This is a genomic window from Mongoliitalea sp. (assembly GCF_054166905.1).
The window spans coordinates 1-12,226 of record NZ_JBSZCK010000005.1; the positions used below are offsets into that span (position 1 = coordinate 1).

11 protein-coding genes and 4 tRNA genes are annotated in these 12,226 nt (G+C 40.1%); 11 read left to right on the plus strand and 4 right to left on the minus strand.

Annotated elements, in window-relative coordinates; all coding sequences use genetic code 11:
* Positions 1-146 precede the first annotated feature (146 nt).
* Together ACXIUD_RS01285 and ACXIUD_RS01290 are read right to left on the minus strand one after the other, a co-directional pair.
* Positions 147-593 carry a VOC family protein gene (locus tag ACXIUD_RS01285; RefSeq protein ID WP_458050834.1) on the minus strand — a complete coding sequence of 149 codons (447 nt, stop codon included), beginning with the start codon at positions 591-593 and terminating at the stop codon, positions 147-149.
* A 117-nt stretch (positions 594-710) separates the two neighbouring features.
* On the minus strand, positions 711-2,342 hold the full coding sequence (locus ACXIUD_RS01290; RefSeq protein ID WP_458050835.1) for a S41 family peptidase: 1,632 nt from the start codon (positions 2,340-2,342) through the stop codon (positions 711-713).
* A 152-nt stretch (positions 2,343-2,494) separates the two neighbouring features.
* On the opposite strand from ACXIUD_RS01290, the gene ACXIUD_RS01295 reads away from it, so the two are divergent.
* From ACXIUD_RS01295 to ACXIUD_RS01315, 5 genes are all read left to right on the plus strand, one after another.
* Positions 2,495-3,256: a hemerythrin domain-containing protein gene (locus tag ACXIUD_RS01295; RefSeq protein WP_458050836.1), complete on the plus strand. Its 762-nt coding sequence runs from the start codon at positions 2,495-2,497 to the stop codon at positions 3,254-3,256.
* Complete coding sequence (gene ruvX / locus ACXIUD_RS01300) at positions 3,256-3,669, plus strand: Holliday junction resolvase RuvX (RefSeq protein WP_458050837.1); 414 nt, start codon at positions 3,256-3,258, stop codon at positions 3,667-3,669. The genes ACXIUD_RS01295 and ruvX overlap by 1 nt, the downstream gene beginning before the upstream one ends.
* Entirely contained in the window at positions 3,666-4,220 is a 555-nt protein-coding gene (gene def / locus ACXIUD_RS01305) for a peptide deformylase (protein WP_458050838.1), read from the plus strand. The genes ruvX and def overlap by 4 nt, the downstream gene beginning before the upstream one ends.
* 26 nt (positions 4,221-4,246) lie before the next feature.
* A complete protein-coding gene (locus ACXIUD_RS01310) occupies positions 4,247-5,041 on the plus strand; it encodes an amidohydrolase (RefSeq protein WP_458050839.1) in 795 nt (264 codons plus the stop codon).
* A gap of 113 nt (positions 5,042-5,154) precedes the next feature.
* On the plus strand, positions 5,155-7,383 hold the full coding sequence (locus ACXIUD_RS01315) for an NADP-dependent isocitrate dehydrogenase (protein WP_458050872.1): 2,229 nt from the start codon (positions 5,155-5,157) through the stop codon (positions 7,381-7,383).
* 67 nt (positions 7,384-7,450) lie between these two features.
* Here ACXIUD_RS01315 and ACXIUD_RS01320 read toward each other — a convergent pair whose 3' ends face one another.
* A complete protein-coding gene (locus ACXIUD_RS01320; protein ID WP_458050840.1) occupies positions 7,451-8,326 on the minus strand; it encodes a trypsin-like peptidase domain-containing protein in 876 nt (291 codons plus the stop codon).
* A gap of 266 nt (positions 8,327-8,592) precedes the next feature.
* On the opposite strand from ACXIUD_RS01320, the gene gap reads away from it, so the two are divergent.
* Both gap and ACXIUD_RS01330 read left to right on the plus strand, forming a co-directional pair.
* Positions 8,593-9,597: a type I glyceraldehyde-3-phosphate dehydrogenase gene (gap, locus tag ACXIUD_RS01325; RefSeq protein ID WP_189586514.1), complete on the plus strand. Its 1,005-nt coding sequence runs from the start codon at positions 8,593-8,595 to the stop codon at positions 9,595-9,597.
* 127 nt (positions 9,598-9,724) lie between these two features.
* Positions 9,725-10,381, plus strand: coding sequence for a hypothetical protein (locus ACXIUD_RS01330; RefSeq protein WP_458050841.1), 657 nt, complete (start codon positions 9,725-9,727; stop codon positions 10,379-10,381).
* Here ACXIUD_RS01330 and ACXIUD_RS01335 read toward each other — a convergent pair.
* Positions 10,376-10,993, minus strand: coding sequence for a hypothetical protein (locus tag ACXIUD_RS01335; RefSeq protein ID WP_458050842.1), 618 nt, complete (start codon positions 10,991-10,993; stop codon positions 10,376-10,378). The two genes, ACXIUD_RS01330 and ACXIUD_RS01335, sit on opposite strands and share 6 nt — an antisense overlap.
* Before the next feature lie 224 nt (positions 10,994-11,217).
* On the opposite strand from ACXIUD_RS01335, the gene ACXIUD_RS01340 reads away from it, so the two are divergent.
* From ACXIUD_RS01340 to ACXIUD_RS01355, 4 genes are all read left to right on the plus strand, one after another.
* Positions 11,218-11,290 (plus strand) — tRNA-Lys (locus tag ACXIUD_RS01340).
* A gap of 136 nt (positions 11,291-11,426) precedes the next feature.
* Positions 11,427-11,500 (plus strand) — tRNA-Pro (locus ACXIUD_RS01345).
* Between the two features lie 203 nt (positions 11,501-11,703).
* Positions 11,704-11,780: transfer RNA gene (locus ACXIUD_RS01350), tRNA-Arg, on the plus strand.
* A gap of 42 nt (positions 11,781-11,822) precedes the next feature.
* Positions 11,823-11,895 (plus strand) — tRNA-Lys (locus tag ACXIUD_RS01355).
* The last annotated feature ends 331 nt before the right edge of the window (positions 11,896-12,226 follow it).

A 12,226-nucleotide genomic window follows, 5' to 3' on the forward strand; every position in this document is an offset into this window, starting at 1 on the left:
AAAATCCCAGTCTCTTTTATCACTGGCAAACAGGTTACTGTTGAAACTTTATCAAGAATAACAAGAGCCGTATGACGGGAGACTGTCACGTACGGTTCTGTGAGAGGCTTAGGGGTGAGATTCCCCTTTGCCTACTCGGCGAGCCATCAATATTCATCATTCACCTCCAACCAATACTCATCTGGATCTCGGATATAGATTTGGCGAATTCCATCGGGCCTGGTGGTTATAGTGTTTGGATTACCTGGCCAGTCTTCAAAAGGGATCCCAAGATTCTTTAAATTAGAGATGAATGCATCCATATCAGGTACACTGAAACAAATATGGTTGTGTTTGTTTATGCTTACTGGTTCCCAAGGGGCTTGGATGATGTGCATGCTCAGGTTATTGCCAATATCCAACCAATCATGCAAGCCATCTTTAAACGGCTCATCTAATTTTTCAAAACCGAAAACACTGGTGTAAAACGCCGTGCTTCGGGTTATTTCTTCTACATACACCGCTATATGAGTGATTTTTGCTTGGGCATATACGTTCATTGGTTTAGCTGCAAGTAAGGAGATAAGGATTAGGAAACTAAATAAATACTTCATGGTCTTGGGTTTTTTTAAAATTACCCTAAAAATTATCATCTGTCAAAAAATGCCTGCTTTTTCCCATAAAAAAAGCCAGGCTTTTGAAAACCTGGCCTTAGTTAGAAACAGCTCATGTTATTTTTTTGAATTCAAAGCTAATTTTTCAGCCTCATCAAAAAGATTGATAGCCTGCAAATAAATTTCGTTGATATCATTAATTACTCGATAAAACGCATTGTCATCATAGATATTGCGACTCATGTGCGCTTTGATCAAAACGCGAAGGTATTCTTTAGATTTTTTGAAGTCTTTCTCATCAAATTTTACCTTATTCCGCTCTCCAACTTTAATTAAGTTTTGAAGCATCTCATCAGTAACCGTAAATTTGTTGTAGTAGTCTTCAAAGCTCATTCCTTCAAATTTTTTCTTGTTATTATCAGCATAGTCCAAGATAAATTCTCTTGCCGAGTCTGAATTGAAGAGTCTATTGACATAGGAACTAGCCATCGTAGTATCAAGCGGAACAAAGAAATCAGGCATGATTCCTCCGCCTCCATAGACCGTCCTTCCTGACACTGTCTCATACTTCAAACTATCACTGAATTTTACGCTGTCTGCTGAGAAAAACTCCCCGTGCATCAGGCGATTGCTCCAATCTGCAGAATAATCTTCATTTTCTCCATAAGGCTTTTGAATAGATCTTCCTGATGGAGTATAGTATCTAGCTATGGTAAGTCTTAATTCTGCACCATCTGACAAATCTAACGGTAGCTGCACGAGGCCTTTTCCGAATGATCTTCTACCTACAACTAACCCACGATCGTTGTCCTGAATGGCACCTGCCACAATTTCCGAAGCAGAAGCACTTCCCTCATTTATCAATACAATAACAGAACCATCCTCAAACATGCCCGGTCTGACAGCATAAGCCTTATTGTTAAATCTAGAAGTCTTTCCTTTTTGAGATACAATTAGGGCATTATCGCCTAATAATTCGTCCACCATATTGATGGCGGCCGTCATATATCCACCTGGATTACTTTGTAAATCCAAAATCAATTTGGTCATTCCCTGCTCTTTCAGCTCACTCAATGATTTTTTGAACTCTTCATAGGTGGTGGCAGCGAAGCGGGTAACTTTAATGTAACCAATTTCATTATCTACCATATAGGAAGCATTGATGCTGTATTGAGGAATTTTATCTCGTTTGATCTCAAATGGCATCAAAGAAGCTTGATTTTTTCTTTTGACTTCAATATTGACTGTGCTTCCTCTAGGTCCTCTTAATAAATCAAAAACATCTCGATTGGTTATACCTGTTCCGGCAACCGTTTTTCCATCAACAGTGATGATTTGGTCACCTGATTGAATACCTAATTTTTCAGAAGGCCCCCCAGTTAGCGGAGCTACTACATAAATGGTATCCCTTACAATTCCAAATTCTACGCCGATACCATCAAACTCTCCATCGAGTTGAGATTTGGCTAATGTGGCATCTCTTGCAGGAATATAAGAAGAGTGGGGATCCAATTTTTCAAGCATTCGCTGAATCCCGTATTCAACCAATTCGTTGGTATTAACACTGTCCACATAATCCCGATTGATATATGTGATGATTTCCTGCAACTTATAAATTGCAGCTCTTAAATCATTTCGGTCACTTTTTGGCTCGGCAAAGGTGGCTCCAATCCAAATCCCCGCAGAAATCCCTAACGCCAATATAATTGGTAGCCTAATTTGTTGTTTACTGTTTTTAATTTCACTCACGCCTATCGATATTTTAAATTTTGGGACTCTTGAATAGCTATTAAATATACAATTTAACTGCAAATTGTGGTAAATCGTTTAGATTAACGAGATATTTTGATTTTTGGCCAATACTTTCACTTAATTTATCTAAAATAAAGTAATTTTGTCTCATGTCCGATCACTTATCCAATAGTCAACACAAGCCCATCAAAGATTTGGTAGAGGAAAACTATGTGTTTGCAGCGGTACTTCACTACTTTGGGATAGATTTTTTCTTGTATGAGCATAATTCTTTGGATGAAGTCTGTAAAAAATTTAAAATCAATCCGCAGCAACTAATAACAGAGCTTGAATATTGGGCTTTACGAAAAGAACCGAGCCATGAGGAACTATATCTCAAACCGATCGAGGTGTTGATGGCTTACCTGAAGCGTAAACATTATTTCTTTGTACGTCAAGAGTTGCCCTTTCTCTCCAATATGATAGGAGGTATACAGGTAGATGGTAATTATGCAGGAATTTTGGCTGATTTGAAAATGCTTTTTCCCATGTTTGTAGAGGATTTTATTCATCATATTCATGAAGAAGAAACCACTCTTTTCAACCGTATTAAGCTGTTGCAGGAAATCGAAGCTGATTTGTATAGGCTACCAGATGCCTTGAAAATTCTTGAAAATAAACCCATAGCCAATCTTTCTGATCAGCATGAAGCCCATGATGATGAAATGATTGGGATCCGTCAGTTAACAAAAGATTATCAGCTAGAGGAAGCATCCCCTACTGCTATAAAGGTATTATACCATGAGCTTCAGGTGTTTGAAAAGGAACTGCAAGTGCATGCGACTATTGAAGATACCTTACTTTTTCCTAAGGCTATTGAGTTGGAACGAGAAGTGGTTAGAAGACTTCGAAAAAAAATAATCAGCAACTGATGGGGAGGATTTTAGCCATAGACTTGGGGACCAAACGCACAGGTTTGGCTGTGACAGACCCATTGAAAATGATCTCCAATCCTTTAGAAACCATCCCAACTCATACCTTGGAAGATTATCTAAGGAATTATTTCTCCAAAGAGTCCGTTGAATTAGTGGTTATAGGATATCCAAAATCCTTGGATGGTACGCCCAATCAAATGACTCCACTGGTGGAGGGCTTGAAAAAACGGTTAGCTAAGGTTTTTCCTGAGATGCCAACCACCTATGTGGATGAGCGATTCACCTCCAAAATGGCCATGCAATCGATGATAGCCATGGGGACTAAGAAAAAAGACAGAAAAGAAAAGGCAGGTAATCTCGATAAAATGAGTGCCGCCATCATTTTACAGACATATTTAGACCGATTATGATTTACCCAATCGTCGCGTACGGCAATCCAATATTAAAAAAAGAAGCAGAAGAAATCCGTGAAGGAGAAAATCTTTCGGAATTAATCAAGGATATGTTCAGCACCATGGACCATGCCAATGGAGTTGGTCTCGCTGCGCCACAAATCAATAAAGGAATCCGCTTGTTTGTGATCGACAGTTCCTTGATGTTGGATGAGGAAGATGAAGAAAAAGGTATTCGTCGCGCATTTATCAATCCGATTATTTTGGATGAATACGGAGATAATTATGGTTTTGAGGAAGGGTGTTTGAGTATCCCTGACGTACGTGCCGAAATTATCCGTCCCGAAAAGCTCACGATTGAATATTATGATGAAAACTGGAATCTAAAAGAAGAGGAGTTTTCAGGTATGACTGCCCGAGTTATTCAGCATGAGTATGACCATTTGGAAGGGATTCTTTTTGTAGATTACCTCAAAGGATTGAAAAAGCGATTGATTCAAAGTAAACTAATTGATGTCAGTAAGGGAAAAATCTCTACGGACTATCGAATGATTTACCCTTTAAAATAAATTGCTCCTTAACGCTTTTCCTTACCATGAATACCCCTGATTTACAACTTGCCCTTGTTCAGACTGATCTTTTTTGGAAAGATAAAACGGCTAATTTGGCCATGTTGGAGGAAAAGATTTTCAATATTGAGAAAGGAGTAGATATCATTGTACTGTCTGAAATGTTCAGCACAGGGTTTACCATGGATGCTATTGAAGTGGCTGAACCCATGAATCTGAATACGACTAAATGGATGAAGCAATTAGCAGCACAGACGAAAGCTGTTATCTGTGGTTCCATAGTAATTAACGATTCGGGGAATTATTTCAATCGCTTTTTGTGGGTAGAGCCTTCAGGTCAAATTCAGACTTACGATAAGCGTCATCTCTTTCGAATGGCAGATGAGGACCAATATTATGCAGCAGGGAAAAGTAATCAGATTATTCACTACAAAGGATGGAAAATTCTTCCACAGATTTGCTATGATTTACGCTTTCCTGTTTGGTCTAGGAATATCACTGTAGGCGAAGAGTTAGCTTATGATTTGATCCTATATGTAGCAAGCTGGCCAAAGCCAAGAATTTCCGCATGGGATATTCTATTGCAAGCCCGAGCGGTTGAAAATTTAAGTTATTCTCTAGGTGTAAATAGGGTAGGGCAGGATGGAAATGCGATTCCATACTCTGGGCATAGTGCCGTATATGATTTCAAAGGAAATCAATTGGTTTTCAATAAAGACGAAGAATGCATCCTGTATTGTTCTATTCAATACGCACCGTTAATGGAATTTAGGGCCAAATTTCCTGCCTGGATGGACTCGGATTCATTCATCATTCCGTGATACTGGGATATTTTACTTAATTTAGGCCGATTTTTAAGGTAAAGGAATTTTATAGTAGTAAAATGAGTTTACCTTCCAGTTTAATCAATCCAAACAAAAATCATTAACTAAAAATAACGAACGTGGCAAAAATTCTTTATACGCTTACGGATGAAGCACCGGCACTAGCAACTTATTCATTTTTACCGATTGTAAAGGCATTTACGGATTCAGCCGGCATAACGGTCGAAACAAGAGATATCTCCCTTGCAGGTAGGATCATTTCCCAGTTTCCAGAATTTCTGCAGGAGAATCAGCGAATCAACGATGATTTGGCAGAATTAGGGCAATTGGCCAAAACTGCGGAAGCAAATATTATCAAGCTTCCAAATATTTCGGCTTCAATTCCTCAGTTGAAAGCCGCTATTAAAGAATTACAAGCCAAGGGATATGCACTGCCTGATTATCCAGATGACCCTCAGACAGCTGATCAAAAAGATATCAAAGCTCGTTATGATAAAATTAAAGGAAGTGCTGTAAACCCTGTTTTAAGAGAAGGAAACTCCGATAGAAGAGCTCCTTTAGCTGTAAAACAATATGCCAAAAACAATCCTCACAGTATGGGCAAGTGGTCATCAGAGTCTAAAACTCATGTGGCTTCCATGACCGAAGGTGATTTTTACGGATCAGAACAGTCCGTCACCATGCCGTTAGCAGATACCATTAGCATAGAATTGCAAGGGTCTGATGGGAGTAGCAAGGTGTTGAAAGAGGGGTTAAAAGTGCAGGCTTCTGAAGTAATTGATGCGGCTGTATTGAGTGTTTCCAAATTGAATACATTTTTAGCTGAGCAAAAGGAAGATGCCAAAAGACATGGGGTGTTGTTTTCCTTACACATGAAAGCAACCATGATGAAGGTATCTGATCCTATTATCTTCGGTCATGCAGTCAAAGTGTTTTTTGCGCCAGTATTCGAGCAGTTTGGTGACACCTTCAAAAAATTGGGAGTAGATGTCAATAACGGTTTTGGGGATTTAGTGGCAAAAATAGCTTCACTTCCTGCTGATGAGCGTGCTGCGGTGGAAGCAGCTATCGAAGCTTGCTTAGCCGAAAGTCCTGATTTAGCGATGGTAAACTCGGATAAAGGGATTACCAATATGCATGTGCCAAGTGATGTAATCATCGATGCCTCTATGCCTGCGATGATCCGTACATCCGGTCAAATGTGGAACAAAGAAGGTAAGCAGCAAGATACCAAAGCAGTTATTCCTGATAGATCCTATGCAGGAATCTATCAGGAGACCATTGATTTCTGTAAGAAAAACGGAGCTTTTGATCCAGCGACAATGGGTTCAGTGCCTAATGTTGGATTGATGGCTCAAAAAGCAGAGGAATATGGTTCGCACGATAAGACTTTTGAAATCCCATTTGCAGGTACTGTGGTAGTGAAAAATGCATCAGGTGAAACCTTGATGTCCCATACTGTTGATGCAGGAGATATTTGGAGAATGTGCCAAACCAAAGACGCACCAATTCAGGATTGGGTAAAACTAGCTGTTAACAGAGCAAGAGCTACCCAGACCCCTGCGGTATTCTGGTTGGATAAAAACCGTGCCCATGACAGAGAATTAATCGCTAAGGTAGAAAGCTATTTGAAAGACTATGATACCACTGGATTGGAAATTCATATCCTTTCTCCAGTTGAAGCAACGCGTTTCTCTTTGGAAAGAATCAAGGCAGGAAAAGACACCATTTCTGTTACCGGGAATGTCTTGAGAGATTATTTGACCGATTTGTTCCCGATTTTGGAATTGGGTACCAGTGCAAAAATGCTTTCAATTGTGCCATTGATGAATGGTGGAGGATTGTTTGAAACGGGTGCCGGTGGTTCTGCCCCTAAGCATGTAGAGCAATTGGTAGAAGAGAACCACTTACGATGGGATTCTTTGGGAGAGTTCTTGGCTTTGGCGGTTTCTTTAGAGCACCTATCCACGGTATTTGGCAACAAACGAGCACAAATATTGGCAGAGACCTTGGATGCTGCTACGGGCAAGTTTTTGCAAGAGGATAAATCACCATCCAGAAAAGCCAAAGAACTGGATAATAGAGGTTCTCATTTTTATTTGGCCATGTATTGGGCAGAGGCTCTTGCCAACCAATCGAAGGATGCTGAGCTTCAGGGGAAATTTGCCCCAATTGCTGCCGAACTAGCGGCTCATGAGGCAGCCATCGTGCAGGAATTGAATGAAGTGCAGGGAGTGAAAGTTGATATCGGTGGTTATTATCAGCCGGAGGCTTCCAAGACGGCCGAAGTCATGAGGCCAAGTGCTACGTTCAATAAAGTTTTGGCTACATTGGCTTAATCGAGTCAGCGCATTATGGTAATGATAACTCCTTGAAATTGGTTGTGGCCTTTTTCAAGGAGTTTTTTTATGCCTCATAAAATTTAATTTGATGACTTCGAAGGAATTCTTTGATGGTATCCATATGGATACATTCACCTAAGTGGATAAAGGAGTAATCGCTTACATGTTTCAGTTTGCCATTGCTGAGTATTTGCTTTTCTTCGATATCAAAGCCCAAGTGTAAGTGTTTGGTTCTGCTTTGCATGCCGTAGATATGTCCATTTGCATCAAATAAAGGTCCGCCACTTTGGCCTCTCAGGCCTGGAGTGCTCATCTCAATTCCATATTTTACCCCATTTTTATCTGCTACAAACCGAGTCAGCATACCTTCAATCGGAAATCTGGGAGATGCTTTCACACCCTCAGCAGTCCATAGAATATCGTCATGTGCTTCCGAATAGGTGAAATTGCTAAACTCTGGAAAAGGAAAGCCGAGCCTACAGAGGTAACTTCCTTGATTGATTTGTTGACTATTTTTCCCAAAAATCGCATGGCCTTGATAGAGCGTTCGGCCAATATCATTGAACTTCAGGATGGCTAAATCAAAGGTTGGGTGCAAATGCCAAGTAAAGCCGGACATACGGTCAACGCAATCCACAAAGGTAGTTTTCATCTGAATCAGACTGTTTTCTTTATATCCATAAGCAGTTTCCAATTCTTTAATTTTCTTGGGATGCCTGATTTCCTTTTTCTTAGCTGAAAACTCCTTATAGCGCGTTTGCAAAGTTCTCCCTTGAGCTAATGATTGAATCACGTGTTTACAGGTGATTGCCACACCCAATTCATTTACAAAAAATAAAGTGGCTGCTCCTGGGATTACTTGATTTGACTGGTAGCTTCTTGTGATGGTGTGTATGGCTCGGGTAAAGCCCGCTACCTTTTGAATGGCTTCAACAAACATGGATTTTTTTATAGATTTTCGCTTAAAATACATAAAAAATTATCGTGCTGATAATCAAATAATTGTTTTGTTCAAAAGTAATCCGCAATCGATTGTAGGTTAGCTTTTCTTTAAATTGTTCATTCTCAAAAGTTTATTAGGTTTGGGAGACTGATTTTTTTTGGGTATTTTAGTGCTGTGAAATTTCTTTAAACACACCCTATGAGGTCTTTTGGACACCAAATTTTAAAAATCATTACACAACACAAACAATAAACACATAAATTATGAGCAAAATTAAAATCGGTATCAATGGATTTGGAAGAATCGGACGATTGGTATTCAGAGCTGCCTCTAAAAGAAGCGATGTAGAAGTAGTTGCAATCAATGACTTGATTGATGTGGACTACATTGCCTATATGTTGAAATACGATTCAACTCATGGAGTTTTTGACGGAGATGTATCCGTTAAAGATGGTAAGTTGGTCGTCAATGGAAAAGAAATCAGAGTAACTGCTGAAAAAAGCCCTGCAAACTTGAAGTGGGGAGAAGTAGGTGCTGACTATGTAGTAGAGTCTACGGGTATTTTCTTGACCAAAGAAACTGCACAAGGTCACATCGATGCAGGTGCGAAAAAAGTAATCATGTCTGCACCTTCCAAAGATGATACGCCTATGTTTGTAATGGGTGTAAATGAGTCTTCTTACACACCTGATATGACCTTCGTATCCAACGCTTCTTGTACTACCAACTGCCTTGCACCAATTGCCAAAGTATTGAATGATAATTGGGGTATAGAAGAAGGGTTGATGACAACCGTTCACGCTACTACAGCAACGCAAAAAACGGTAGATGCTCCTTCTTCTAAAGACTGGAGAGGTGGTAGAGGTGCAGGACAAAACATCATTCCTTCTTCTACAGGTGCGGCTAAAGCAGTAGGAAAAGTTATCCCTGAATTGAATGGTAAATTGACAGGTATGGCGTTCCGAGTGCCAACTCCTAACGTTTCTGTGGTTGATTTGACTGTACGTTTGAAAAACCCTGCTAAATACAGTGAGATTTGTGCAAAAATGAAAGAGGTGTCCGAGACATCTATGAAAGGTGTGTTAGGTTATACGGAGGATGCAGTAGTTTCTACAGACTTCAATGGTGATGCTAGAACATCTATCTTCGACGCAGAGGCTGGTATTCAGTTGAGCGATACATTCGTGAAAGTAGTGTCTTGGTATGACAACGAGTGGGGATATTCTAATAAAGTTGTTGATTTGTTAGTATATATCGCCAACAAATAATTTCATCAAATACTTTCAAAGGAGGTCAACCGACCTCCTTTTTTCGTTTAATGGCTTGATTTTGAGCTTTTTTTTGACTTTTGCGGAAGTTTTTCGTATACTAGTCCTGAAGTATTTATCACCCACTATGTTACAATCGCTGTTAGTTTTCTTCTTCTTTTTAGGTTTTACCCCTGAAAAGCAAGAGGATTTTAATCAAACATTTGTTCAGGACTCCATTGTCAGTTACAAAAATATCACCTATCCCAAAAGGTTAGAAAAACCTGTGTTGGAGGCATTTTCGCATTTTCCGGAGTTGGAGGATGTAAAGATAGATTTTCAACTGATCAAGAATATCAGAGGTGCAGTGATGCAAGCACAGCCGAATATTTTATCCTTGCTAATGGATAGAAAAAACGAGCGCAGGTACAGAATTAAAATAACAGAAACACTGGTTTTTGATGATTTTAAAATGCCTATAGAAGAAGTCCCACATGACGCCTTAGTTGGGTGGATTGGGCACGAATTGGGTCATGTAATGGATTATCTCAATAGGAGTTCTTTGAATATGATTGCCTTTGGTATTGGGTATCAATTTTCTCGCAAGAAATACATAGAGGCTGAACTGGTTGCAGATAGCTATGCCATTGCTTATGGACTTGGTCCTCAGATTTTATTTCATAAAAACTACATACTTGACCATGACCAATTCACGGATGATTACAAAGATAAGATCCGTGATTTATACATGTCTCCTCGGGTGATATCAGCTCTCATGCAAGCATTGGGTCAGCCGACTTTATAAACGTGTGATATGGTCTCTTTTGACGTAAGCCCGCTTATTATTCCATTCTACTTCGTGCCAGATATCTTTGGTTGATTTGATCACCACTCGGTGACCAGGATCCACCTTGGAGATAATTTTGCTCGCTGCCGTGGGCTTTTCCATAACAAGCGTGGGGCTGCCTGTGATAATGCCGGTTTTGGGCTGATATAGAAAATTATTACATAAAAACACTAGAAATATTAACCCAAAAGAAGGGATGTAATATTTTGGTTTGATAGCTTTCTCTTTGAATACTACTAACAGTATCAGTGAGACGAGTAACAGGAATGCAAAAGTAGAGGTAAGTTCTACCCGTAAGTCCGTGACAAAGCCAAAGAATCTGTCCCAATCTGAAAGTTCATATCCGTATAATTCAGATTGCTCGGTTAAGGATTTGATTTTTGTGATTACCCGAGGATTTGGATTGATGTCGTAGAATTTGGCAAGGTAGAAGGAGGCTTTCGAAAAATCTCCCATGCCTTCGGCAACAAAAGCCATTTTTAACAACATGGCAGGAGAGTATGCTTCATCTTCCAGAAGCAGTTGTTCGTAGATTTGGAGAGCCTCTTGATAATTGTTGGATGCAAACAAAGAATCTGCGTTTTGAAGCGAAAATTTATTTGCCTGACAATTAAAGCTTTGTAGAATAGTGATAGAAATTATTATAAATTTTGTAAGAAAGATTGGTTGGATGTTTTGCATTTTAAAATCGAGCGCTTATTTTTGCAGTCCAATTACGACAATGATTTGACAAAAAACAAATCAAAAGTTGTTAAAAAATGTCTCTGAAACGTCTGAGACGCACATTGACATCCGATTCCGTAGCTCAGCTGGTAGAGCATAACACTTTTAATGTTAGGGTCCTGGGTTCGAGCCCCAGCGGGATCACTGGTTTAAAGATTCATCGTCTAGGGCGAGAAGTTTATCCCGAAAGAACGCAGCGAAGCGAGTTCGATTCGGGAAGCCCCAGCGGGATCACTGGTTAACTGACTTCAGAAATGGAGTTTTTAGAAAATAAAAAGTTCGGGGTGTAGCGTAGCCCGGTATCGCGCCACATTTGGGATGTGGAGGTCGTAGGTTCGAATCCTGCCACCCCGACAATTTTCCTTCGGGAAAAATTGAATAGTAGAATTTGTGTCCAAGTCCTGTAGCTCAACTGTATAGAGCATCCCGACTTGTCGGGAAGGTTTCTGGTTCGAGTTCACAATAAATTGAAATAATGGTCCTGTAGCTCAACTGGATAGAGCATCCCGACTTATCGGGAAGGTTTCTGGTTCGAGTTCACAATAAATTGAAATAATGGTCCTGTAGCTCAACTGGATAGAGCAACTGCCTTCTAAGCAGTAGGTTTCAGGTTCGAGTCCTGACAGGATCACCAAGAGCATCCGCATAGGATGCTCTATTTATTAATACGATTACCGATTCCGTAGCTCAGTTGGTAGAGCATAACACTTTTAATGTTAGGGTCCTGGGTTCGAGCCCCAGCGGGATCACTGGTTTAAAGATTCATCGTCTAGGGCGAGAAGTTTATCCCGAGAGAGCGTAGCGAAGCGAGTTCGACTCGGGAAGCCCCAGCGGGATCACTTTAAAAAAGCCTCCTATTTGGAGGTTTTTTATTTACAGAATCGTCTAGGGCGAGAAGTTTATCCCGAGAGAGCGTAGCGAAGCGAGTTCGACTCGGGAAGCCCCAGCGGGATCACTTAAAAAAGCCTCCTTTGTGGAGGTTTTTTTATTTACAGAATCGTCTAGGGCGAGAAGTTTATCCCGAAAGAATGCAGCGAAGCAAGTTCTCCTCGGGAAGCCCCAGCGGGATCTTTTTAAATA